At 40.5% G+C, this 23,429-nt stretch carries 23 protein-coding genes and 1 pseudogene; 8 read left to right on the forward strand and 16 right to left on the reverse strand.

Features of this window, described 5'->3' with window-relative positions:
- The 7 genes from ACT3S9_RS02900 to ACT3S9_RS02930 all read right to left on the reverse strand — a co-directional run bounded on the left by ACT3S9_RS02900 (position 1) and on the right by ACT3S9_RS02930 (position 6,367).
- Positions 1-1,830, reverse strand: coding sequence for a DUF885 domain-containing protein (locus ACT3S9_RS02900; RefSeq protein ID WP_441833831.1), 1,830 nt, complete (start codon positions 1,828-1,830; stop codon positions 1-3).
- A gap of 57 nt (positions 1,831-1,887) precedes the next feature.
- A complete protein-coding gene (gene hemW / locus ACT3S9_RS02905) occupies positions 1,888-3,024 on the reverse strand; it encodes a radical SAM family heme chaperone HemW (RefSeq protein ID WP_441833832.1) in 1,137 nt (378 codons plus the stop codon).
- Positions 3,021-3,620 (reverse strand): XTP/dITP diphosphatase, encoded by a 600-nt coding sequence (locus ACT3S9_RS02910; protein WP_441833833.1) that lies wholly within the window; start codon positions 3,618-3,620, stop codon positions 3,021-3,023. Before ACT3S9_RS02910 ends, hemW begins: the two co-directional genes overlap by 4 nt.
- A gap of 9 nt (positions 3,621-3,629) precedes the next feature.
- Positions 3,630-4,073 carry a DUF4426 domain-containing protein gene (locus ACT3S9_RS02915; protein WP_441833834.1) on the reverse strand — a complete coding sequence of 148 codons (444 nt, stop codon included), beginning with the start codon at positions 4,071-4,073 and terminating at the stop codon, positions 3,630-3,632.
- Between the two features lie 100 nt (positions 4,074-4,173).
- A complete protein-coding gene (locus ACT3S9_RS02920; protein WP_441833835.1) occupies positions 4,174-4,707 on the reverse strand; it encodes a YggT family protein in 534 nt (177 codons plus the stop codon).
- 109 nt (positions 4,708-4,816) lie between these two features.
- A complete protein-coding gene (gene proC / locus ACT3S9_RS02925) occupies positions 4,817-5,638 on the reverse strand; it encodes a pyrroline-5-carboxylate reductase (protein ID WP_441833836.1) in 822 nt (273 codons plus the stop codon).
- A 15-nt stretch (positions 5,639-5,653) separates the two neighbouring features.
- Positions 5,654-6,367 carry a YggS family pyridoxal phosphate-dependent enzyme gene (locus ACT3S9_RS02930; RefSeq protein WP_441833837.1) on the reverse strand — a complete coding sequence of 238 codons (714 nt, stop codon included), beginning with the start codon at positions 6,365-6,367 and terminating at the stop codon, positions 5,654-5,656.
- A gap of 2 nt (positions 6,368-6,369) precedes the next feature.
- Between ACT3S9_RS02930 and ACT3S9_RS02935 the strand changes: the two genes are divergently transcribed.
- On the forward strand, positions 6,370-7,410 hold the full coding sequence (locus ACT3S9_RS02935) for a type IV pilus twitching motility protein PilT (RefSeq protein WP_441833838.1): 1,041 nt from the start codon (positions 6,370-6,372) through the stop codon (positions 7,408-7,410).
- 21 nt (positions 7,411-7,431) lie between these two features.
- Positions 7,432-8,559, forward strand: a complete 1,128-nt coding sequence (locus ACT3S9_RS02940; RefSeq protein WP_441833839.1) for a PilT/PilU family type 4a pilus ATPase — start codon at positions 7,432-7,434, stop codon at positions 8,557-8,559.
- Positions 8,560-8,655: 96 nt separating this feature from the next.
- Here the strand turns inward: ACT3S9_RS02940 and ruvX are convergent, their stop codons facing one another.
- From ruvX to ACT3S9_RS02970, 6 genes are all read right to left on the reverse strand, one after another.
- Complete coding sequence (gene ruvX / locus ACT3S9_RS02945) at positions 8,656-9,105, reverse strand: Holliday junction resolvase RuvX (RefSeq protein ID WP_441833840.1); 450 nt, start codon at positions 9,103-9,105, stop codon at positions 8,656-8,658.
- 13 nt (positions 9,106-9,118) lie between these two features.
- On the reverse strand, positions 9,119-9,676 hold the full coding sequence (locus ACT3S9_RS02950; protein ID WP_441833841.1) for a YqgE/AlgH family protein: 558 nt from the start codon (positions 9,674-9,676) through the stop codon (positions 9,119-9,121).
- A 95-nt stretch (positions 9,677-9,771) separates the two neighbouring features.
- Positions 9,772-10,728, reverse strand: a complete 957-nt coding sequence (gene gshB, locus ACT3S9_RS02955) for a glutathione synthase (protein ID WP_441833842.1) — start codon at positions 10,726-10,728, stop codon at positions 9,772-9,774.
- Between the two features lie 54 nt (positions 10,729-10,782).
- Positions 10,783-11,517 (reverse strand): 16S rRNA (uracil(1498)-N(3))-methyltransferase, encoded by a 735-nt coding sequence (gene rsmE / locus ACT3S9_RS02960; protein WP_441993008.1) that lies wholly within the window; start codon positions 11,515-11,517, stop codon positions 10,783-10,785.
- Positions 11,518-11,577: 60 nt separating this feature from the next.
- On the reverse strand, positions 11,578-12,042 hold the full coding sequence (locus ACT3S9_RS02965) for a hypothetical protein (protein ID WP_441833844.1): 465 nt from the start codon (positions 12,040-12,042) through the stop codon (positions 11,578-11,580).
- A 73-nt stretch (positions 12,043-12,115) separates the two neighbouring features.
- The gene (locus ACT3S9_RS02970; RefSeq protein WP_441833845.1) at positions 12,116-13,009 is read right to left on the reverse strand and encodes a DUF350 domain-containing protein; all 894 of its coding nucleotides are present in this window, start codon (positions 13,007-13,009) and stop codon (positions 12,116-12,118) included.
- Between the two features lie 72 nt (positions 13,010-13,081).
- On the opposite strand from ACT3S9_RS02970, the gene glnE reads away from it, so the two are divergent.
- Positions 13,082-15,889, forward strand: a complete 2,808-nt coding sequence (glnE, locus tag ACT3S9_RS02975; RefSeq protein ID WP_441993168.1) for a bifunctional [glutamate--ammonia ligase]-adenylyl-L-tyrosine phosphorylase/[glutamate--ammonia-ligase] adenylyltransferase — start codon at positions 13,082-13,084, stop codon at positions 15,887-15,889.
- 11 nt (positions 15,890-15,900) lie between these two features.
- Here the strand turns inward: glnE and ACT3S9_RS02980 are convergent.
- The 3 genes and pseudogenes from ACT3S9_RS02980 to tolC form a co-directional block, all read right to left on the reverse strand.
- Positions 15,901-16,112 (reverse strand): annotated as a pseudogene (locus ACT3S9_RS02980) (TcpQ domain-containing protein); the annotation flags it as partial.
- 178 nt (positions 16,113-16,290) lie between these two features.
- Positions 16,291-17,217, reverse strand: a complete 927-nt coding sequence (lpxL, locus tag ACT3S9_RS02985; protein ID WP_441833847.1) for an LpxL/LpxP family Kdo(2)-lipid IV(A) lauroyl/palmitoleoyl acyltransferase — start codon at positions 17,215-17,217, stop codon at positions 16,291-16,293.
- A 102-nt stretch (positions 17,218-17,319) separates the two neighbouring features.
- The gene (gene tolC, locus ACT3S9_RS02990; protein WP_441993169.1) at positions 17,320-18,675 is read right to left on the reverse strand and encodes an outer membrane channel protein TolC; all 1,356 of its coding nucleotides are present in this window, start codon (positions 18,673-18,675) and stop codon (positions 17,320-17,322) included.
- Positions 18,676-18,806: 131 nt separating this feature from the next.
- On the opposite strand from tolC, the gene ACT3S9_RS02995 reads away from it, so the two are divergent.
- The 5 genes from ACT3S9_RS02995 (at position 18,807) to parE (ending at position 23,197) form a co-directional block, all read left to right on the forward strand.
- Positions 18,807-19,424: an NUDIX domain-containing protein gene (locus tag ACT3S9_RS02995; protein ID WP_441833849.1), complete on the forward strand. Its 618-nt coding sequence runs from the start codon at positions 18,807-18,809 to the stop codon at positions 19,422-19,424.
- Between the two features lie 69 nt (positions 19,425-19,493).
- A complete protein-coding gene (locus tag ACT3S9_RS03000; protein ID WP_441833850.1) occupies positions 19,494-19,952 on the forward strand; it encodes a DUF1249 domain-containing protein in 459 nt (152 codons plus the stop codon).
- Positions 19,939-20,730 (forward strand): metallophosphoesterase, encoded by a 792-nt coding sequence (locus ACT3S9_RS03005; RefSeq protein ID WP_441993170.1) that lies wholly within the window; start codon positions 19,939-19,941, stop codon positions 20,728-20,730. Before ACT3S9_RS03000 ends, ACT3S9_RS03005 begins: the two co-directional genes overlap by 14 nt.
- Complete coding sequence (locus ACT3S9_RS03010) at positions 20,715-21,275, forward strand: YqiA/YcfP family alpha/beta fold hydrolase (RefSeq protein WP_441994568.1); 561 nt, start codon at positions 20,715-20,717, stop codon at positions 21,273-21,275. The genes ACT3S9_RS03005 and ACT3S9_RS03010 overlap by 16 nt, the downstream gene beginning before the upstream one ends.
- Positions 21,276-21,307: 32 nt before the next feature.
- Entirely contained in the window at positions 21,308-23,197 is a 1,890-nt protein-coding gene (gene parE / locus ACT3S9_RS03015; protein ID WP_441993050.1) for a DNA topoisomerase IV subunit B, read from the forward strand.
- The last annotated feature ends 232 nt before the right edge of the window (positions 23,198-23,429 follow it).

Raw genomic sequence — 23,429 nt, forward strand, 5'->3', positions numbered from 1 at the left:
TTATGCTTTGCTGGCTACCCAGTTATCAACAAATTGTTCAAGTACATTTAGGGGGACTGCGCCATTTTTTAGTACGATGTCGTGAAATTCGCGTATATCAAACTTGTCGCCAAGTTTTACTCTTGCGGCTTCGCGTAGTTCTAATATTTTCAACATACCGATTTTATAAGCGGTTGCTTGTGATGGCATAACAATATGACGCTCAACCATTTTAACGGCGTCAGACGTTGCATTTGGCGTGTTGTTTACATAGTAATCAATACCTTGTTGGCGAGTCCATTTCATTTCATGGATGCCGGTATCAACGACTAAGCGACATGCGCGCCATAATTCCATTGAAAGGCGACCAAAGTCAGAGTACGGGTCTTCGTATAAGCCCATTTCTTTTGGTAAAAATTCAGAGTATAAACCCCAACCTTCAATGTAGGCGGTGTAACCACCAAACTTACGGAACTTAGGCACGTCTTCAAGCTCTTGGGCAATGGCAATTTGCATGTGATGGCCCGGAATACCTTCGTGATAAGCCAGTGCTTCCATTTGGTAAGTTGGCATGGCTTCCATATCGTACAGGTTAGCGTAGTAAATTCCTGGGCGCGAGCCATCAGGTGCGGGCTGTTGATAAAATGCTTTACCTGCGGCTTTTTCACGAAATGCTTCTACAGCTTTCACGGTTAGGCCTGCTTTTGGCTTAACAATAAATAGCTCATCTAAACGGGTTTTCATGTTGTCGATAAGAGCTGTTGCTTCGCTAAGGTAGCGCTGTTTACCTTCTTTGGTATTTGGGTAATAAAATTGCTTATCCGTTTTCATGAACTGCATAAAGGCGTTTAAATCACCTTTAAAGCCTACTTCCTCTTTAATTTCGCGCATTTCGTCATGAATACGTGATACTTCAGTAAGGCCAATAGTATGAATTTCCTTAGCTGTTAAATCGGTCGTAGTCGTGCGTTTTAAAGCATTATTATAAAATGCTTCACCATCAGGCAGTTTCCACGCACCATCGCGGTTGTCTGCGCGTTTTTCTAGTTGGGCTAAGTAATTAATTAGTTTAGAGTAAGACGGTTTAACTGCGGATTTTAAGGCTTTTTCAGCATCATTTAAAAGCGCTTCTTTATCTGCTTGTGCGATATCTAAGTCAGTAACTTTACGCTTAAAGTCAGCAAGTAGGGTCGAGTCTTCACCTTGTTCAAACGGGGCACCATGAATAATGTTTTTGCTTGAATCAATCACGTGAGGAAATACAAACTTAGGGGCAATGATGCCTTTGTCGGCGCGGGTGTCTAAATCGGTGATCAATTGGTCAATAACGGTCGTGACGCCATTTAAACGTGAAATATAGGCTTTAGCATCGCTTACATCACTAATTTGATGCTGGTTAATTAAAAATGCCGGGATCATTGAATGAACACCAAACATTTGGTTTACCGGGTAGTTGTGAAAACGCCATTTAAAGTCAGCAATACTGTTTTCAAGAGCTTGTTTTTTGAGGTCGTAGCTTACTTTTGTTGCTTCATCTAGCTGGTTGCGATTGATTGCGTTTAAGGCTGCAAGGTCATCTTTTGCTTGTTGATGATCTTTTAAAGTGCGAGCTTCGCTGCCATCATCCCATTTTCCGTAATCTTTTTTGATGCCCATGTAGGTTTGATAAACAGGGCTGCTCATTACATCGCGATTAAAGGTGTCTTCAAAAAACGCATTAGCTTTGTCTATTTCGCTTTGTACGGGTGTGGCTTGTACGCTTGGTGCTGGTTTTGGTTGCTGTTGCATTTGCTGGCAACCGCCTAAAAGTGCCACGCTGACTGCTGCGGCGATAAAGGTAAGTTTACGCATGTTTTTCCCTTGTTGTTAGAAACTGTTAGTTTATTATTATCGGTGTTTAACGCTTAGCTAAACAAATAATTCTAGCAGGTCATTTAAAAAGCGGTGACCTTTTTGGCTTACCTGCCAATGTGTGTATTGATCTTTTATCAAGCCTTTATTAATGGCTTGATTTAAGGCACTTGTTTGGCTTTGCAAGCTAAGCCCGGTCAGTGCGGTTAAGTCGCTTTTTGGGCAATCTTCAAAAAGCCGCAAGCGATTCATAAAAAATTCAAACGGTAAGTCGTCTGCAAGTACTGGCCATGTTTTAAATAAGTATGGTTTGGTTAAGTCCATATAACCGCGCGGGTGCTTTACTTTTACAGTACGGTTTATAATACCGGTTTTAGCGTCTGTAACTTTACCATGCGCGCCACAGCCAATGCCTAAATAATCGCCAAAGCGCCAATAATTCAAGTTATGTTGGCATTGAAATCCTGGTTTTGCATAGCCTGATATTTCATACTGCTGATAACCGGCTTCACTCAATAGTACTTGGCCTTGTTCTTGAATATCCCACAGAACGTCGTCTTTTGGTAACGTTGGTGGTTTTGAAGCAAACTGGGTGTTGGGCTCAATGGTTAGTTGATACCAGGAAATATGTGCAGGATTAAGAGCAATAATTTGCCTTAAATCGCTTAATGCATCAGCAATTGATTGACCCGGTAAGCCATGCATTAAATCAAGGTTAAAGCTTTTTAGCCCCGCTTTATGCGCTTGTTCGGCGGCATGTTTCGCTTCATCAGCGCCATGAATACGGCCAAGGGCTTTAAGCTTGTCGTTTTGCATGCTTTGCACACCAATTGAAATACGATTAATACCCGCAGCTACATATTCTTTAAAGCGACCGGTTTCCACGGTGCCTGGGTTTGCCTCAAGGGTTATTTCGCAGCTTTCACTCAAGCCAATTAGTGAATCTACCGCGTTTAGTAATTTCACATAGGCGTTGCCTGATAATAAGCTTGGTGTGCCGCCACCTATAAAAATAGAATGTACTTTACGGCCTTGTACTAAGTGTAGGTCGGCTTTTAAGTCATTAATTAAATGTTCAACATATTCTACTTCGGGTATTTCACCTTTTTGGCCGTGGCTATTAAAGTCGCAGTAAGGGCATTTTTGCACGCACCAAGGTACGTGTATGTATAAGCTTAATAACGGTAAGTTCACAGGCCGCCTTTAAGCTTAAGCTCATTTAATAACGCTTTTAATGCTTGGCCGCGATGACTCATGGTATTTTTTTGATCTTTTGTAAGTTCACTGCTGGTACAAGCAAGTTCTGGCACGTAAAAAACAGGGTCATAACCAAAGCCACCTAAACCTGTTTGGCTTTGGGTTATTTCACCTTCCCAACTCGCACTACAAATCAGTGGAGTCGGATCGTCTGAGTGGCGCATTAGTACGAGCACACACCAAAAACGTGCTTTACGATTCGTGTTATTACCAAGCTCGATTAATAATTTATCTATATTATCTTGATCAGAGGCGTTAGCCCCTGCGTACCGTGCGGAGTAAACACCGGGTGCGCCGTTTAAGGCGTCTACTTCAAGGCCTGAGTCATCAGCAATGGCAGCAAGGCCGGTCGCTTTTGCAGCGTGACGAGCTTTAATAATGGCGTTTTCTACAAACGTGGTGCCGGTTTCGGCCACATCACTTACGTTAAAATCACTTTGAGGCATTACGTTGATATCAAGTGCGCTGAGCATTTCTGCAAGCTCTTTTACTTTGCCTTGATTACCGGTGGCTAATACTAACTTTTTGTTCATTGTTGCTTCTTAATCTACGTAGAATTTTTGCTGAAATTGCAGTTTTTGTACGGTGTTACCTTGTTGAATGCTGATATCAAAACGGTAAATTTCTTCGTTATTAAATTTAACTTGGGCTAAATAATAAATCGAGTCACCTTCTTTAACTTCTTTAAACTCAAGCTGTTGAGAGTTACCTAGTAAATTTTTAGCCGTTCCGCTTAGTACTGCGCTTTGCGCGGTTTTATCTGCATTGTTTTTTAAAATTGAAATGTTCACAATGCCTTTATAATTGCTGCGTTCAAGGTTGTAGGTTTTGGCTATTTTCGGCTGGATAAAAGTAGAAGGAAAAGCAATGTAATGTACTTGCCATGGGCCAAGTTCTTTGTATTGGCCGCCGTTTACATCTTCACTTTGGGCGCTAAAGGTAATACCAGCAAGGGCGAAAAATAATATACTCGCGAGGTTTTTCATAATTTTACTCATTAAAAGTAATAAATGAGAGAGCTAAAGTAACTCACTCATTTAATGTGATTGGTATAAAGAGGCCAACAGGCCTCTTTATAGGTAGATATTAACCAATAAAGTCTAAAAATAGCATTTGTAAAAATTGCAGGGCGATGATCAACACCACAATTGACAAATCTAGGCCACCTAATGGCGGTATAACTTTACGAATAGGGCGCAGCATTGGTTCAGTTAATTGATGGAAGACCGCTTCAATAGGGTTGTAACCTTGGCTTATCCAACTTAGCAATGCGCGGATAATTAACACCCAAAACATTAAGTTAAGGGCTTCTTTAATAACAGTTGCAAAGGCGCTAATAAAGGCTGTTGATGCAGCCCAGCCACCATAAAATAACAACATCAGTGTTGATACTTTTGCTATTGCAACAATGAACGCCAATAACAATGAAGCTAAATCAATCCCACCTAAACCGGGAATAATTTTACGTAGTGGATTAACAGCAAACGAAGTGGCTTTTACTACAAACTGGCTAAGTGGGTTGTAGAAATCGGCTCTAGCTGTTTGCAGCCAAAAGCGCAATAACACCACCATTAAAAACAGATCAAATACGATCCCAATTAAAAATTGCATGGCATTCATTATGTTACCTTAATAAACAAGACCTAGATAAGAATATCTAGGTAAATTAACACCTTAAAGCACTTTAAGCTTAAGCGAAAGGCCATTAATTAGGCCTTTACAAAAAACCTTACAATTCTTTTTCCATTGCCTCTGCGCGAGCAATACAGGCATCCATTGCATCAGCAACTGTCGCTGTGAGACCTTCTGATTTTAAATGCTCAACTGCTGCATGCGTAGTGCCCCCTTTTGAGGTTACGTTACTACGCAATTGTGAAATACTGATATCGGGTTGTGATAATGCCATTTCAGCAGCGCCAAGGGCTGTTTGTTGTACTAAGCGGCGGGCATCTTCATCATTAAAGCCAAGTGCTTTGGCTTTTTCTTCAATGGCTTCCATAAATAAGAAAAAGTAAGCAGGTGATGAGCCGGTTACTGCCGTTACGTTGTTGATTTCTGATTCTTTATCAACCCATATTGCAATACCTGTACATTCAAATACTTGCTGTACAAAATCATGCTCGTCTTGAGTTTCGCCAGCGCCAAATAAGCCCGATACACCACGGCCTAATAATGAAGGTGTGTTTGGCATACAGCGAACCATTTTAACGTCTTGACCTAGCATTTCGCGTAAGCGTTTTACAGTTAAACCTGCAGCCACTGAAATAAATAGCTTGTCGCTAAAGTCGACGCCTGAATCTTGAAACGATTGGCATAGGTCGCCCATCATTTGTGGCTTTACAGACAACACAATCACGTCAGCATCTTTTAGTGCTTGGTTGTTATCAGCGGTTGTTTGCACGCCAAAGTCGTCTGCTGCTTTTGCGAGCTTTTCTTGATTGCGGTTGGTTGCAATAATGTTTTTTGCTGCAAAGCCATTTTTTACCATGCCACCAATAATGGCATAGCTCATATTACCTGTGCCTATGAATGCAATTGTTTTATCTGTCATATCTTAGTTATCACCTTAGCTTCGTTGGCCAAAAATATCCGTGCCGATGCGAACCATGGTCGAGCCTGCTGCAATAGCGGCTTCTACATCGCCACTCATCCCCATCGACAAGGTGTCTATATGAGGATATTGGGACTTAAGTCTATCAAAGCAAGAGCGTAATTGCTCAAAATATTGTAACTGTTGTTTATCGTCATCGCTTTTTGCAGGAATAGCCATTACCCCGCGCAGTAGTAAATTAGGGCATTGGTTAATATATTCAGCTAGTGCTTCAACTTCATCAGGGTGGCAGCCTGACTTTGCTTCTTCTAAGCTGATGTTAATTTGAATTAATACATTTAATGCAGGTTTATCTGCTGGACGCTGTTGATTTAAGCGTTTGGCTATTTTTTCGCGCTCAACACTTTGCACCCAGGCAAAGTTTTCAGCAACAAGTGCGGTTTTATTTGATTGAATTGGACCAATAAAGTGCCAAACAATGTCGCTATAACAGGCTAATTGCGATACTTTATTAACCGCTTCTTGAACGTAAGATTCGCCAAAGGCGCGTTGCCCATGCTGATAGGCTGCTAGTATATTTTCAGTGGGTTTAGTTTTTGATACCGCTAATAGTGTTACTGCGTTTTCATCGCGGTGACATTTTTTAGCCGCAAGGGCAATTCTTGCATAGGCGGATTTAAGTCGTTCTGCTATTGTAACCATATAATTATCAGTTGGTTGTGGAGTCATAAATGGATATTACCGAATTATTAGCCTTTAGTGTGCAGCATAATGCATCAGATTTACATTTATCATCGGGGGTTTCTCCGATGATCCGTGTTGATGGCGATGTGCGTCGTATTAATATTCCAGCACTTGAAGACAAAGATGTAAATAGTCTGGTTTACGATATTATGAACGATAATCAGCGTAAGGACTATGAACAAAATCTTGAAGTAGATTTTTCGTTTGAGGTTCCGAACCTTGCGCGCTTTCGTGTTAACGCATTTAATTCAAATCGCGGCCCTGCAGCAGTGTTTCGTACTATTCCAAGTAAAGTACTGACTTTAGATGATTTAGGTGCTCCCGAGATATTTAAAACTATTTCAGATACGCCACGTGGCTTAGTGCTGGTAACTGGGCCTACCGGCTCAGGTAAATCAACGACGCTTGCGGCGATGGTAGATTATATTAATCAAAATAAACATCACCATATTCTAACCATTGAAGATCCTATCGAATTCGTGCACGACAATAAACTAAGTTTAATTAATCAGCGTGAAGTTCACCGCGATACGCATAGTTTTTCTAATGCGTTACGAAGTGCACTGCGTGAAGACCCTGATGTTATATTAGTGGGCGAGTTACGTGACCTTGAAACTATTCGCTTAGCGATGACCGCGGCTGAAACCGGCCATTTAGTGTTTGGTACGCTACATACTACATCGGCACCAAAAACCATTGACCGTATTATCGATGTATTCCCAGGTGAAGAAAAAGACATGGTGCGCTCTATGTTGTCTGAGTCATTGCGTGCCGTTATTTCGCAAACCTTACTTAAAAAAGTGGGGGGCGGACGAGTGGCCGCTCATGAAATTATGATTGGTGTTCCTGCTATTCGTAATCTTATTCGTGAAGACAAAATTGCTCAAATGTATTCATCTATTCAAACGGGGGCATCGCACGGTATGCAGACTATGGATCAGTGTTTAATAAACTTAGTTAACCAAGGCCGAGTAAGTAACGCTGAAGCGCGTGCTAAAGCGCAAGATAAAAATAATTTTGGCGCTTAAGTTCGCTGTTAAGGAATAAAAATGTCTATGTCTCTAAATTTCTTTTTAAAGATCATGATTGAAAAAGAAGGCTCTGATTTATTTGTATCAAGCCAGCTACCAGTAAGTGTAAAAATTAATGGTGAGCTAACTACGTTAGGCGATGAAAAGCTTACCGACGAGCAAGCGCTGGAGTTGGTTGAGTCAGCGATGAGTGAAAAGCAAAAAACAGAGTTTCATAATAGTAAAGAATGTAACTTTGCGATTGCTAATGACGAAGGCCGCTTTAGGATCTCAGCATTTTGGCAGCGTGACCGAGCCGGCATGGTTATTCGCCGCATTGTGACGCAAATTCCAGATATTAGCGAGCTGGGTTTACCGTCTACACTGACTGATGTGATTATGTCAAAGCGTGGTTTGGTATTGTTTGTTGGTGGAACGGGTACGGGTAAGTCGACTTCACTAGCTGCATTGATTGGTTACCGTAACCGTAACCAGCGCGGCCATATTTTAACCATTGAAGATCCGATTGAATTTGTGCATGAACATCGCAAAAGTATTATTACTCAGCGCGAAGTAGGGTTGGACACTGAAAGCTTTGAATCGGCGCTTAAAAGCTCATTACGCCAAGCCCCAGATGTAATTTTAATTGGTGAAATTCGCTCACAAGAAACCATGGAATACGCGCTTAGTTTTGCCGAAACTGGGCATTTATGTGTGGCTACATTGCACGCTAATAATGCCAACCAAGCAATTGACCGCATTATGCATTTAGTGCCTAAAGAAAAGCACGATAAGCTTAAATACGATTTAGCATTGAATTTACGCGCTATTATCGCGCAGCAACTAGTGCCAACACCAGATGGTAATAGCCGTGTTGCCGCTATTGAAGTATTGCTTAACTCGCCCATGATTGCAGAGCTTATTAAGCAAGGCGATGTCGGAAGTATTAAAGAGGTAATGGCTAAGTCAAAAGAAGTGGGTATGCAAACCTTTGACCAGGCATTGTTTGAGCTGTATCAGCAGCAGCGTATTAACTACGCTGATGCATTACATCATGCTGACTCGCCAAATGACTTACGTTTAATGATTAAGTTACGTAACAACGAGCAGCAAGGCGCTGGTTTTTTACAAGGCGTGACCATTGATGGCTTAGACAAAAAAGAATAACTAACTCAAGATATGAACGAAATATAAAATATGCGCGAAACCCGTTCGAGCCTACGAGGTTTTGCGCACCTTTCAGATATGTATGTTCATGGTGGATTATTCACCATAGGCCTGTTCAAAAAAGCTCTCGAGAATAATTACTGCAGACATATTATCAACATTACCCTTACCTAAGTTTTTATAACCGCCTTGCTCGAATAATCGTGCTTTAGCGTCTGCTGTGGTGAGACGTTCATCTTGGGTTTCAATCGGTAACCCGGTGTAATTATGTAAACGATTAGCAAATTTTTTGGCTTTAAACGTTACTTCTTGCGTGGTGCCATCCATATTTAAAGGTAAGCCAATCACCAGCAAGTCGGGCTGCCAGTCATCAACATGCTTTTTGATATTATCCCAGTTCGGGATGCCATCGTTGGCTTTTATTGCTGTTAGGCTGCGCGCACTGCCGGTTAGTTCTTGGCCAATAGCAATTCCAATACTTTTGGTACCAAAATCAAAGCCCATTACAGTGCGCTCGCCGACTGGTTTGCGGTTACTTTTACTCATTTATACATTCTTCTTAGGCATGGCCTGCTTCACTGCTTAATTGGCTTACATTAAAGCCGAGCATTGATACGGCCTTTTCCCAGCGCTGCTCTACTGGGGTATTAAAAATAATCTCGGGATCGGCTTTAATAATCAACCAGCTGTTCTCTAGTAGCTCTTGTTCTAGTTGGCCTTGTTCCCAGCCAGAATAACCTAGTGTAATAATAAATTGCTCTGGTGCTTCTGAAGTCGTTAGGCTTGCGAGTACATCTTTTGATGTAGTGATCATGATGTCTGTGCTTAATGGCTGGCTTGCGGAAAAGCCGGGCTTTGGCGAATGTAAAACAAACCCGCGGTCAGTTTTTACAGGCCCGCCAGCATAAACAGCCACCTGCGCGGCTTGTTTAGTTTTGTCGTTATCAATTTCAATTTTATCTAATAACTCTCCCACATTGATATTAATTGGCTGATTGATAACAAGACCCATTGCACCGTCTTCATTGTGCTCACATATATACGTGACGGCATTTTTATAAAAAGGGTCTTGCATTGAAGGCATAGCGATTAAAAAATGATTTTCTAATGACTGCATAGCGTTACCCTTATAATTGATTATTTATATATACTCAAACCATCTCAGGAAGTTTGAGTATAACAGTACAAGTATGGCGCAATTTAAATTTAAAGTTAGCTTTTATGTTGTAATCGTTTTTCGATAGCATCAAATAAACGCCCAGTAATTGAAATGTCATAGGCTGCTTCAATTTCTTTAACGCAAGTTGGTGCAGTAACGTTAATCTCAGTTAATTTGTCACCAATAATATCTAAACCAACAAAAACGAGTCCTTTTTCTTTTAGTGTTGGTGCGACTGCTTCGGCAATTTTACGATCGGAGTCGCTAATTGGGCGTGCTTCACCACGACCCCCAACGGCTAAATTACCTCGTGTTTCACCATTTTGTGGAATACGTGCTAAGCAATATGGGATCACTTCGCCATCGATTACCAGTACGCGTTTGTCACCTTGTTTGATTTCAGGAATATAGTTTTGTGCCATGGCAAAACGGCTGCCATGTTCAGTGAGGGTTTCACAAATAACACCAATATTGGCATCGTTCTCTTTTACTCTGAAAATAGACGCGCCACCCATGCCATCTAAGGGCTTTAGAATAATATCTTTGTGCTCAGCTAAAAAAGCGCGAATCTGATGCTTACAGCGCGTTACCAGCGTATCTGGAGTATGCTCACTAAACCAAGCGGTAAACAACTTTTCGTTGGCATCACGTAAGCTTTGTGGCTTATTAATGATTAATGTACCCGCAAGTTCTGCTCGTTCTAAAATATAAGTCGCGTAAATATACTCGGTATCGAACGGCGGATCTTTACGCATTAAAATCACGTCTAAATCAGCAAGTGCGATAGTGGTTTTTTCTTCAAGTTCATACCAGTGGTCAACATCATCAAATACAGTTGCTTTGGCAGCTGTGGCGTAGCTTTTACCTTGGCGCAGGGATAAGTCGTCCATTTCGATGTAGTAAATTTCATAACCACGGCTTTGCGCTTGCATCATCATTGCAAACCCTGTGTCTTTTTTGATATTGAATCCACTGATTGGATCTGAAATTATACCTAACTTAATTGCCATGTCGTTGCCTTACTAAATACGTTAATATAGATATGAGGGTTGCTTTAACAAATTTCAATTCGCTAAATCACCAAATTGTAATTGCAATGCACTTAAGACTGTTAAAGCTGCGGTTTCTGTTCGCAGTACGCGCGGCCCAATACGTATATCTACAAAGTTTTGCTGCTTAGTTTGGCTTATTTCAGTATCGGTCAAGCCGCCCTCTGGGCCAACTAAAAAGCGCACCCCTGCGTTAGGTACTTTAATGGTTTTAATACTGTGCTCAGCGCGCGGGTGTAGTGTAAGTTTAATTTCTTCACTCGGTTGCTTAAGCCAATCATTTATATCAACTGGTGGGTGAATAATTGTAATGCTATTGCGGCCTGATTGCTCTGCAGCTGCAATAGCTATTTTTTGCCATTGTAAATGTTTTTTAGCAAGCCTTTCTGGGCTCAACTTTACACCGCAGCGCTGGCTGAATATAGGGGTGATTTCACTCACTCCCAATTCCACTGACTTTTGAATGGTAAAGTCCATTTTATCGCCCCGAGAAATACCTTGACCCAAATGGATACTAATCGGTGATTCAACGTTTTTGTCATCAAATTTAAGGGGCATGACTGAAACAGACTTTTTGCCAACATTGACTAACTCACATAAGTATTCGCCGCCTTGGCCGTTAAATAGCGATACTTTTTCGCCTACTTTCATGCGTAGTACGCGGCCAATGTGGCCTGCGGCATCGTCGTCTAAATTAAACTCTGTAGCTAGGGTGATTTCACCTGCTTGATAAATGTGAGGAATGCGCATGGCTATCTTAAATAAGTGGTTAATAAGCTTATGGTAAGTAAGCCAAGCGCTAGGCGCAAGCTAGTTATTAAGCTTTTCGAACATGGCGTCTAAATTCTGTGGAGTCTCAGCGATGTCGCTTTGACATGAAAGATGATTGCTTTGTGCGTCATCAGGGGCAGCTTCAAATGAAAACCCATCGTCCTTCTCAGTGATCAAAAAACGCACAGTATGCAGTGAGTTAAAAATAAATCGCTGTTTTTCATCACAAAGTAAGTAATCTGTCTTGTTGATTAATACACCGGCTACATTGTGGTGCTCGTGTACATAAGTAGCCAGCTCGGAAACGCTTATTTCATTTTCAAACTCGCAGTAGCAATAGTCTTTAATAAGTTCATCAAACATTAGTTTTACTAAGCTGCGTGTATTGGCGCCTGCAACAACTAAGGCGCTTGTTGTTTTGCCGCAAAAATAATACTCAGAAAATCGACGAGTAAACTCCGTGTCATAGTCAACTAGTAAATAATTATTTATTTCAAACGGCATAAGCCCTCATGCGCTCTGGCATTAATTTAGACTGTTGATTGTATTGATGTTTTTAAGTTAACACGATCATGTGTTACAAAGAAAACATCCTAATAAGTAAATAGCCTATTGCACCGAAAACAGCAAACTCTATACAGGCAATACCTATATTATCTTGGTGATCAATTTCTAGCGATGTATTTATGTTAGGTAACGAAATTAATTTAATAATACCCGTTAAAGCATAAAGCAATATCCACATCACGCCGCAATGTAAGGTAATAGTGAATAGATTTTCAACCATTTTATCATTATGAAACTCAGCACTAGATAAACCAGCATAAATAGCCAGCGCTAAGCCAATTGATTTACCTGCATAACGAATACCAATAGAGGTGTTTTCTAAATTAAAGTTGCTTTGTAATGACGCTCCTTGATTGCTTTTAGCAAAACGCTCTTCGCGTATTTTACTGTCGATGGCAAAAATACTTTGCAGTAAGAAAAAGCTCACTCCTGCAATTAATAAGTTGCTAAAACCTTGAGTATGCGACCAGCTATAAACACCTAATACCACTATACAGTTCGCTATTAACATACTTGAATCGACCAATGCAGCACAAACATTTTGTTTTAAAATAGCGGCTTCTTCATTAAAACGACGCAATATCCATTTGCGATGAATGAGGTGTCCAATTTTAATAAACCCAAATAGTAAGCCAATTAATACAACAACCTTCAATGGGTTAGATTGTGCAGAACTTAAGCTGATTTCATCGAATAAAAATGCCATAGTAGCAGTTACAATAATAATTTCGCTTGCAAAACTAATCCCCAAAGCAAAGTTGTCGTGCTCGGCGAGCTCTTCTTTTAAAGCTTGTTTTGCTTTAGTGTGAGCGATAATTCGCAAACAAATAATGGCTAAGCAAATAACCGTAAAACTAATAGCAATAGTCATTAAACTAGTGTTAGATAAAGATAAATAAGACATTATGAACCTTAAATGGTTATTTTATGTAAATCATTCTAGTACGGTTATTGATGAGATAAAAGAGAGTATTTGATGAACCCCATAACAGAGCCTTTAAGTGAGATGCCAAGCCATCTTTATGAGCTTGGAAAAGAACGAGCTTTAACGCTTGATACAGATAAGCCCTGTACTAACATCATTATTAAATTATTAGCCTTAAGCGACTTTGCATGGCGCAGCTTGCAATCTCAACCAGCATTAATCGCAGAGCTGGTGGATGAAGACTTTATTGCACAGCGCGAAGTAACTTGCCCATTTGAAGGGCTTGAACTTTCTGAAATAAGCGAGTCGCAATGTCATCAATTATTACGCTCCTATCGTGAAAAATTTTGGCTTAAAGTCGCGTTTTTAGACTTATGTTGCCATAACGATATTGCCGATAGTATTAATTACATCTCAGCACTCGCTGACCAACTTATCGATAGCGCTAATCGTTGGGCGCATACTCAAGTGGCTTTAGTTAATGGCCAGCCCTTTGATGAACAACAACGGCCATTGCCTTTATTTGTACTTGGAATGGGTAAGTTGGGTGGGCGAGAGCTTAATTATTCATCTGATATTGATTTAATTTTTGCCTATCCGCGCAGCGTTAAAACTCAAGGAGGGCGACGTGCTATAGAAGCGCAAGTGTTTTATACCAAGGTCGCGCAAAAGTTAATTTCAGCACTTAACCAAGTAACTGCAGACGGACAGGTTTTTCGTGTTGATATGCGTTTACGCCCATTTGGCGAAAGCGGCCCGTTAGTCATGAGTTTTAGTGCTCTTGAAGATTACTACCAAGAACAAGGCCGAGAGTGGGAGCGCTACGCTATGCTCAAAGGGCGCTTAATTGGTGAGCAGTCAGATTACAGCCAAGAGTTTTATCAATTACTTAAGCCATTTGTATACCGTCGCTATATTGATTTTTCGGTGATTGAATCACTAAGAAAAATGAAACAAATGATTGCCCAAGAAGTTCGTCGTAAACGTTTAACTAATAATATTAAGCTGGGGGCGGGGGGCATTCGTGAGGTGGAGTTTATTGTACAAGCATTGCAAATGGTGCGTGGTGGTCGTGAGGCTAACTTACAAACTCAGTCATTATTAACTGCACTCACTGAATTGACTCATAATCAAGTTATTGAAGAAGACGAAGCACAAGAACTTAAAGACAACTATTTAACACTTCGTCGAATTGAGCAGTATTTACAAATATTCGATGATCAACAAACGCAAACACTCCCCGATGATGAGTTGGGACAGTATCGCTTAAATTATTTACTTAATAAAACCGATTTTAATCAAAGTTTGGCCTTTATTGAACAAGTTATGGCTGGCATACATGGTGAGTTTGAGCAAGTAATTGGTGATGACAGTGAGCCTGTAGATCCGTGTGAAACTGCTTTTATTAATGTTTGGGATCACAGTGATGTGGATTTCTTAGATGATCCCAATAATGACTGGCAGCAGCCTTTGGATGAGTTTAAGGCGCGTTTAACCACAACTAAAATTGGTGCTCGTGGCCGTGAAACTCTTGATAAACTAATGCCCGTGTTACTTAAGCAGCTTGCTACAAGTAATGCCACCGGAGCGGTATTTAGCATGGTTTGCCAAATATTGCGTAAAATTATCTCACGAACTGCCTACTTAGAGCTGCTTTACGAAAACCCCGGTACACTTAAACAGCTGGTATCGTTATGTTGTCATAGTAAATGGATTGGGGAGCATATTTCTCGTTATCCTATTTTACTTGATGAGCTAATTGATCCGGCAGTGCTTTATAAACCGACGCCACTTAGCGCCTATAAAGATGAAATTAGGCAATACTTTTTACGCATTGATAGTGACGATCTTGAGCTGCAAATGGAAGCTCTAAGGCAATTTAAGCAAACTCACCAGCTACGTATTGCAGCAGCAGATGCCACACAAGTACTTGATGTAATGAAAGTAAGCGATCACTTAACAGCGCTTGCTGAGGCTGTTGTTGAGCAAACCGTTAATATTGCGTGGCAACAAATGGTTAATCGATTTGGTATGCCACAAGGTACGGACGATGAAAATAAAGGTTTTGCAGTTATTGCCTACGGTAAAACTGGTGGCTTTGAAGTGGGGTATAATTCAGACTTAGATTTAGTGTTTGTGCATAACCATGATGGCTCAAGTCAAACTGGCGGCAAAAAGTCGATAGACTCACGGCAATTTTATTTAAAGCTAGCACAGCGCTTAATGCATTTATTTAATACCCGTACCACGTCGGGTATTCTATATGAACTGGACACTCGATTACGCCCAGAAGGTGCGTCAGGGCTGCTTGCCATTAATATTGATAGTTTTAATCATTATCAGCAAACTCAGGCTTGGACATGGGAACATCAAGCCATTGTGCGTTCTAGAATGATTTTAGGTGAGGCGCAATTGCAGCAGCGCTTTAATGAAATTCGCCAAGGTGTTTTATGTCAGTTTCGAGAAGAGCAAACTCTTAAAGACGATGTAGTAAAAATGCGCGAGAAAATGCGCAGTCATTTAGCGAAAGGCGATACGCTTCTATTTGACTTAAAACAAGACCGCGGCGGCATGACTGATATTGAATTTATTACTCAGTATCTGGTTCTTAAAAATGCTAATACTTACAGTGAGCTTACCCAACACCCAGATAACGTGCGTATTTTATCTGATGCAGCAAGGCTAAACTGTATCAGCACGGCCATGAAAAATGACTTGATCAGCGCTTATATCGAGTACCGTTCGCGTTATCATATTATGAGTTTGGATCAAAAGGGCAGGTGTGCACTAAAAGTTGAGCTGGTTGAGCATATTGAGGCTGTGTGTGCTATTTGGCGGCATGTGTTTACGCTGGATTAAGCTATATTGAGCTAACCAGGTAGCTTTTGACAGTTTTCGCGGATATATTCTGAGGGCAGTTTGGTGATCACCGCTGCTCTTTGTTTATAACAAAAAAGGTATACACTTCATTTATAAAGACATCGTTTATAGTACGGCTAACTTGGTAAAGTATTGAGCTGAATGTGCTATCGACCCTAAAGTGATCTTTTACGACCTAGTCTTTACTTAAATACCAATAAAGGCGATAAGCCTTCTGCAGCTGCGTTTTTTGAGTTTTCATATCCAGTTTAAATCGCCAAATAAAAAGTAAACTGTTGCTGTAATTAAAATAATGGCTAATGGTAAGTGCTTAACTTAAAACCACATAACTCATACTCTCTTATGTATATTAATTAATAACAGCATATGTTTTGATCTTGTCACTTATAATAAGAAGTGGCGTTTTCATCAGGGCGAGTTTTAAAACGCCTGTGTAGCCACATGTATTGCTCTGGAGCCGCGTTTACAGCGTCTTCAATACGTTGATTAACCCGAGTTACATCCGTTAAATCATCTCCACTTGGGAAGTTTTCAAGCGCTGGTAATACCTCGAGGTGATATTTTCCTTGTGCATCACGGCGGCTCGTTAAACTGACTGTTTCGCAGTTTTTACTGGCTGAAAAAAGCAGTGTACCTGTGGTGGTTGCTGTGTCAGTAACAGCAAAAAAAGGCGCAAATTCACAGCGTTTTCGGCCATAATCTTGATCGGGTAAGTAATAGCATACTTTTTTATCTTTAAGGGCCTTTAATAAGCCTTTTACATCACGTTTGCCAATTAAATACTCGTTTGAACGTAAGCGTCCATTGGTTGTGAAGTACTCCATTAGTGGGTTGTTATGGGGGCGATAAAAACCAATGCCTTGGCATTTTAAACCCATTATACGGCTTGCCATTTCAAGGTGTAAAATATGCGGCACCAGTAACAGCACACCTTTACCTGATTGTTGTATTTGTGCAAAGTGTTCTAAGCCTTTTATTGAGCCATACACCTTTTTAACCCGCCAGTTAGGCCACCACCAAGCCATACCTGTTTCCATCATCGCTATACCGGTATTTTCCATATTTTTTAATACTAGGGCTTGCTGTTCTTGTTTTGGCATATCAGGAAAGCACAAGCTAATATTTACCTCTGCAATATGACGGCGGCGTTTCATAAAACGATAGATTAGGCGACCAAGGTACTTGCCCATTTGCAGTTGCAGCTTATGAGGCAGCCAAGAAATAATATATAAAAAGAATACGCCAACCCAAGTTAACCAATAACGAGGGCCTAGAAAAGCGATTTTGAAAGGGGAATGATTGACCACAAAAAATCTCAATGTATAAAAAATACAAGTTTAACTGGATGTCATAAAAAATACAAAAAAGCCAGCACTAAGCTGGCTTTAAAAATAAACAGTAAGAGTTAATTAAATCTCTTTTAAGCCTTGATTTATAGCAACTAAATCATCAGGTGTTAAAGTACCAGCGGCTTGCTTTAAACGCAAAGTAGAAAGCACATAACGATAGCGTACATTGGCTAGGTTACTTTTTGCATTAAATAGGTTTTGGGTGCTAACTAATACATCAACGATGGTACGTGTACCAACTTCAAAGCCTGCTTCGGTTGCTTTTAAGGCACTTTCAGCTGAAATCACTGCTTGTTGCAATGCATGATAAGTTGCAATGTCAGAAACAACTAGGTTATATGACGTGATAACAGAGCGTATTACGCCGCGAAGCGTTGATTCTAAATCTTCACTAGCAGCTACATAAAATGCACGAGCTTGGTTAGTTGCTGCAGTTGTTGCTCCGCCTGAATAAATTGGTACGCTGAAATTAACTCCTACGCTTGCTTGGTCGCTTCGCGGTTGGTTGTTAATTGTGACGTTATTAATTTCACTGTCAGTAAGGGCGTCGCCGTAACTTGCGTCTAGGGTTAGCTTTGGGTAGTGGCCAGATTGCGCTAAATCAATTTGATCTTTAGCTATATCTACCGTCACTTTTGATACTTGTAAACTTAGGTTTTGTTGTTCAGCAACCTTAATAAAGTCAGTTGAGTCTTTAGCAGGTGTTACGGTTGAAAAAGTATCAGTGTTTAAAATATCTATCTTTGCATGGTATTTACCGGTAATTTCACGAAGTTGCTCACGTGCGGTTTCGACACCATTTTTTGCCACAATTTCTTGTGCTACTGAGTTATCGTATTGAGCTTGTGCTTCGTGCACATCGGTAATCGCGGTTAGGCCTACCGCGTAACGTTGTTTAGTTTGTTCTAATTGACGTTCAATAGCGCGTTTTTCAGATTGTACAAACTCAAGATTATCAATGGCATTTAATACGTTAAAGTAGCCATCTGCAACACGAACTATTAAGTCTTGCTTAGCAAAGTCATATTGCGCGGTGGCTTGTAGCGCTTGTTTGTCTGCAATGTTTAAAGAATTCCACGCACCTAAATCAAACAGAGTTTGAGATAACGATAAACCACGAGTAAACTGATCGTAGCTGCTATTTACTTCGGTAAGAGTGGTGGCGTCAGCAAAGCTCTGATACGACGTTGAGTCACTTTTAGTGTAACCCATAGTAAGGCCAATTTGTGGTAATAGGGCGCTCATGGCGCTGTCGCTATTATATGCTTGGGCGTCTGCTTGCGCTTTTGCTTTTAAAACAGTGGGATCGTTCGCTGTGGCTATTTCATAAACCTGTAATAAATCTTCTGCGTTAGAGGTCGTCGCAGTTAATGCACATGACAAGCCAACTAGCGCCGCAATAATGTTCTTTTTCATCTTTCGTTCAGTCCTTAGACAGTTTTGCATACTAAAGACATGTTACCCTGTTTTACTTAATAACCAAAAAAATAATTACGTAAAACGGCGTGAACAAGTGTAACAGAATATAATATGAGGTTTAGTTAATCATGAACAACAAGTTAATTGCTCAATTTCAACAGCAAGATGTACAGTTAGCGCCCGTTGAAAACCTGTATAATGGTTTTTTTAAAATAGATTTATACCAATTTAAACACGCTTTATTTGCGGGGGGTCAGTCAGAGGTTATTAAGCGCGAAATTCTTGAGCGCGGCGATGCGGTTGCAGTTTTACCTTATGACCCAATATTGGATAGTGTCTTGTTAATTGAGCAAGTTCGTATCGGTGCTATTAAAAGTAATAAATCGCCTTGGCTGCTAGAATGTATCGCGGGAATGACTGACGGTAGTTTAGATTACCCCGCAGTTGTAAAGCGCGAAGCCTTTGAAGAGGCAGGGCTTGAACTTGATGAGTTGGAATTTATGTTGTCGTATTTATCAAGTCCTGGTGGAACGACGGAGCGTTTACATTTGTATTTAGCAACCACCGATTTAAGTCAGCATCAAAGTGGCGTGTTTGGCCTTGAAAATGAAGGTGAGGACATAAAAACGCATATTATGAGTGTTGATAATGTACTTGCAAGATTGCAAAGTGGCGAAATAGATAACGCTGCTACGGTTATTTCTTTGCAATGGCTGGCACTAAACCGACAGCGACTAGCAAAGTAAACTTTTAACTAACCTGAACTTTAATTAAGAGATTTACTAACAGGTTAACTATAATTTATTGGTGGTAATGTGGCCGTATCTACAGTGCAACAACGTTATATTCAAAGTTTACCTAAATACCTTACTTTGTGTGAGTATAACTATCTACGCGCCTTAAAATTATTGCCTAAGCAGCATGAGGTAGGCTGTAGCCGAAAAGTACTGTTGGGCAGCAATCAGTTTCAGGTGACAATTGAATCAACCGCAAAATACACCATGGATATCGCGATTACTCAGCAGTCAGGGATGTTACAAGGTATAGCGCCTTTATTCTTAACAGTACGTTTATACCACGATGCGAAAGTTGCTGAAATTATTCACCATGATTACCATCAACGCATTAAGCCCTCTTATGCTTACCCAAATCCGAATATGCATCAAAAAGATGAAAAATATCAACTCAATGCTTTTTTACATGATTGGTTAACAGCGTGCCTTGAAAATGGTCGGGCCGAACTTAATTGGGATGTAAAAAATGGCTTGGTTTGATAAAGTTTTTGAGTTTGATAAATCATCATTACGATTAGCCCATATTACCGACTGTCATTTATTCGCTGAGCAAAAAGAGTGCTATTTTGGCGTTAATACGGCTGTTAATTTTAGCCGCTGCTTAGCTGATATAGCTAAAAAAAATGTTGATGCCATTATTTTTGGTGGCGACTTAACACAAGATCATAGTTTTAACTCTTACTTAGTGTTTGCAGAGCTTATTGCAAAGGCGAACTTAAATTGCCCGGTATTTTGGTTGCCAGGCAATCATGATGAAATTGATTATTTAAATAAAATAAGTCGTGGGCAAATTAAATGTGCTAAGCGGCTTAGGTCTCAGGGAGCGGAGCTATTACTTGTTAACTCTAAAAGTTCAACACCTGCCGGTTGGGTTAATCAAAAACATCTTGACGAAATTGCAAATACTTTGACGAGTTATAAACAACCAACCCTTGTTTTTTGTCACCATAACCCACTGCCAATTAGTGGCTATTTAGATAAGCATATGCTTGAAAATGGCCCGCAATTGCTTAATGTTTTGGTTAATGCTGGGCAAGTTAAAGCGTTGTTTCATGGTCATGTGCATCATCAGTATCAATTTGATTACCGTGGCTTAGCTGTTTACGCGACACCTGCCAGCTCTATACAGTTTACAAAAAATACAACTCAGTGGCAGCAATCTGACTTAGGGCCAAGTTATCGGCTTATTAATTTATTTGCACCATTAAATAGTACACAACTTGATATAACTACGGATGTGATATGGCTCGACGAGTAATTTACTTACATGGCTTCAATAGCAGTGAAAAGTCATATAAAGCTGTGCGCCTTAGTGAGTATATGGCAAACTATGATGTTGATTACTGTGTGCCGCGCTTAAGCCATGAACCCTTGCGAGCAATTTTACAAATTGAGCAATTACTCACACCTGATACAGTATTGGTTGGCAGCTCTTTAGGTGGTTTTTACGCTACTTATTTGTCACAACGGTATCAATTACGCTGTGTTGTTATTAATCCTGCTGTACAGCCTTATTTGCTATTGAGTTCGCTGCTCGGGTCGAACTATAATCCTTATCAGCAGTATACGTACGAATTAAACAATAATCATGTTAACGCATTAAAAGCGTTATCGATTGCGCATTTACCTCATCCTTCGCTATTGTATTTGTTACAGCAAACAGGGGATGAAGTGTTACCGTATCAGCGCGCAGTTAATTATTATTCACAATGTAAGCAACAGATAGAATTTGGTGGCGATCATAGTTTTATTGGCTTTGAACGCACCTTTGCAAGTATTGTAGACTTTCTTAAAATCACGTAAAACATAGCTAAGCACTTAAAAAGATAAAAATTATGAGTCAGCAAAATTATAACGCCGAAGCCATTGAAGTCCTAAATGGGCTTGAACCTGTTAAACGCCGCCCCGGTATGTACACCGATACCGTGCGCCCAAACCATTTAGGTCAAGAGGTGATCGATAACAGTGTCGATGAAGCTATGGCAGGTCATGCGACAAAAATTGATGTTATTTTGCATGAAGATAATTCGCTAGAAGTCAGTGATGATGGCCGTGGCATGCCGATTGACATTCACCCTGAAGAAGGTATTCCTGGGGTTGAGCTGATTTTTACTAAATTGCACGCAGGTGGTAAGTTTTCTAATAAAAGCTATCAATTCTCAGGTGGTTTGCATGGTGTGGGGATTTCTGTTGTAAATGCCTTATCTAATCGTGTTGAAGTAACTGTACGACGTGATGCACAGCAGTTTCGAATGGCTTTTGAACAGGGTGATAAAGTTGAAGATTTAAACGTTATTGGCAGTGTGGGTAAACGCAACACCGGAACCACAGTACGTTTTTGGCCTAATGTAAGCTATTTTGACTCGCCTAATTTTTCACTGACTAAATTGCATCATTTATTAAAAGCCAAAGCTGTTTTATGTCCGGGCTTGAGAATTAAATTTACCAATAAACAAACTAAAGAAACTAAAGAATGGTATTACGAAACTGGCCTTAAAGATTATCTAAATGAAGCTATAAAAGGCTTTGAAGTATTACCCAAAGACCCGTTTGTCGGTGAGTTTTCAAGTGCTATTGAAGGCGCTGATTGGGCGGTGGTCTGGCTGCCAGAAGGTGGCGAATCAATTGCAGAAAGCTACGTAAATTTAATTCCTACTGCGCAAGGCGGCACCCACGTAAATGGCCTACGCCAAGGCTTACTTGAAGCCATGCGCGAATTCTGTGAATTCAGAAATTTATTACCGCGTGGCGTAAAGCTTACCCCTGATGATATTTGGGAGCGTTGTAGCTATGTGTTGTCAGTTAAAATGCAAGATCCTCAATTTGCTGGGCAAACAAAAGAAAAGCTGTCTTCACGCTCATGCTCTGCGTTTGTCTCAGGTGTGGTAAAAGATTCGTTTAGTTTATGGTTAAACGAGCATACCGAAACTGCCGAGTTACTTTCTGAATTATGTATTTCAAATGCACAAAAGCGCCTTCGGGCGGCAAAAAAGGTGGTGCGTAAACGTGTGACATCAGGCCCCGCTCTGCCGGGTAAGTTGACCGATTGCAGCGCTGCAGATAACGACCGCACTGAACTGTTTTTAGTAGAAGGTGATTCAGCGGGTGGTTCAGCTAAACAGGCTCGCGACCGAGAGTTTCAAGCTATAATGCCACTGCGCGGTAAAATACTTAATACTTGGGAGGTTGAGTCAGGGCAAATATTGGCATCCCAAGAGGTGCATGATATTTCAGTTGCCTTAGGTATTGACCCTGAATCTAGCGATTTATCAGGACTGCGCTATAACAAAATTTGTATTTTGGCCGATGCGGATTCGGATGGACTGCATATTGCAACGTTGCTTTGCGCCTTGTTTGTGCGGCACTTTACCGCACTTATTAAGGAAGGGCATGTGTATGTTGCAATGCCGCCGTTATTTAGAATTGATATTGGTAAAGAAGTTTATTATGCGCTTGATGAAGACGAAAAAGACGGTATTTTAGCGCGCATTGAAGCTGAGAAAAAACGCGGAAAATTAAACGTTCAGCGCTTTAAAGGTTTGGGTGAAATGAACCCGTTACAATTACGTGAAACGACCATGGACCCTAATACTCGCCGTTTAGTGCAGCTCACACTTGAAGAAGAAGAGCAAACCATGGAAATGATGGATATGTTGCTAGCGAAAAAACGTTCGTCAGATCGTCGCCAGTGGCTTGAAGATCACGGTAATAAAGCGCAAGTTTAATTTAGACGTTATGGCTATGATTAGTTAGGTTGATATACATGTTTATTTTTAATACAGCTGTGTAAAATCAGTATAATGAGCAATAGCGTAAAAAGCAGCTTGTTGTTCATTACCATTTTAAATAAAGCCCACAATTATTTAAATTTGAGCCAAGTAGTGTACAACAAAATTTAAGATATTAGGATTAGGCGTCGTTTCTTTTTCGTAGTTAACACGCGCTGCCCGAAGAGCT

Origin of the sequence: Pseudoalteromonas sp. AOP31-A2-14 (assembly GCF_052378035.1) — a bacterium.
GTDB lineage: Bacteria > Pseudomonadota > Gammaproteobacteria > Enterobacterales > Alteromonadaceae > Pseudoalteromonas.

What these genes read in the sequence shown, in the direction of transcription:
- ACT3S9_RS02915 (WP_441833834.1), bottom strand. Translation starts at nt 4,073, where the DNA reads ATGAAAAACCTCGCGAGTATATTATTTTTCGCCCTTGCTGGTATTACC.
- tolC (WP_441993169.1), bottom strand. Translation starts at nt 18,675, where the DNA reads ATGAAAAAGAACATTATTGCGGCGCTAGTTGGCTTGTCATGTGCATTA.
- ACT3S9_RS02995 (WP_441833849.1), top strand. Translation starts at nt 18,807, where the DNA reads ATGAACAACAAGTTAATTGCTCAATTTCAACAGCAAGATGTACAGTTA.
- ACT3S9_RS02970 (WP_441833845.1), bottom strand. Translation starts at nt 13,009, where the DNA reads ATGTCTTATTTATCTTTATCTAACACTAGTTTAATGACTATTGCTATT.
- ACT3S9_RS02940 (WP_441833839.1), top strand. Translation starts at nt 7,432, where the DNA reads ATGTCTATGTCTCTAAATTTCTTTTTAAAGATCATGATTGAAAAAGAA.
- ACT3S9_RS02950 (WP_441833841.1), bottom strand. Translation starts at nt 9,676, where the DNA reads ATGCAGTCATTAGAAAATCATTTTTTAATCGCTATGCCTTCAATGCAA.
- ACT3S9_RS02935 (WP_441833838.1), top strand. Translation starts at nt 6,370, where the DNA reads ATGGATATTACCGAATTATTAGCCTTTAGTGTGCAGCATAATGCATCA.
- ACT3S9_RS03005 (WP_441993170.1), top strand. Translation starts at nt 19,939, where the DNA reads ATGGCTTGGTTTGATAAAGTTTTTGAGTTTGATAAATCATCATTACGA.
- gshB (WP_441833842.1), bottom strand. Translation starts at nt 10,728, where the DNA reads ATGGCAATTAAGTTAGGTATAATTTCAGATCCAATCAGTGGATTCAAT.
- ACT3S9_RS03010 (WP_441994568.1), top strand. Translation starts at nt 20,715, where the DNA reads ATGGCTCGACGAGTAATTTACTTACATGGCTTCAATAGCAGTGAAAAG.
- glnE (WP_441993168.1), top strand. Translation starts at nt 13,082, where the DNA reads ATGAACCCCATAACAGAGCCTTTAAGTGAGATGCCAAGCCATCTTTAT.
- ruvX (WP_441833840.1), bottom strand. Translation starts at nt 9,105, where the DNA reads ATGAGTAAAAGTAACCGCAAACCAGTCGGCGAGCGCACTGTAATGGGC.
- ACT3S9_RS02920 (WP_441833835.1), bottom strand. Translation starts at nt 4,707, where the DNA reads ATGAATGCCATGCAATTTTTAATTGGGATCGTATTTGATCTGTTTTTA.
- rsmE (WP_441993008.1), bottom strand. Translation starts at nt 11,517, where the DNA reads ATGCGCATTCCTCACATTTATCAAGCAGGTGAAATCACCCTAGCTACA.
- ACT3S9_RS02910 (WP_441833833.1), bottom strand. Translation starts at nt 3,620, where the DNA reads ATGAACAAAAAGTTAGTATTAGCCACCGGTAATCAAGGCAAAGTAAAA.
- proC (WP_441833836.1), bottom strand. Translation starts at nt 5,638, where the DNA reads ATGACAGATAAAACAATTGCATTCATAGGCACAGGTAATATGAGCTAT.
- parE (WP_441993050.1), top strand. Translation starts at nt 21,308, where the DNA reads ATGAGTCAGCAAAATTATAACGCCGAAGCCATTGAAGTCCTAAATGGG.
- ACT3S9_RS02930 (WP_441833837.1), bottom strand. Translation starts at nt 6,367, where the DNA reads ATGACTCCACAACCAACTGATAATTATATGGTTACAATAGCAGAACGA.
- ACT3S9_RS02900 (WP_441833831.1), bottom strand. Translation starts at nt 1,830, where the DNA reads ATGCGTAAACTTACCTTTATCGCCGCAGCAGTCAGCGTGGCACTTTTA.
- ACT3S9_RS02965 (WP_441833844.1), bottom strand. Translation starts at nt 12,042, where the DNA reads ATGCCGTTTGAAATAAATAATTATTTACTAGTTGACTATGACACGGAG.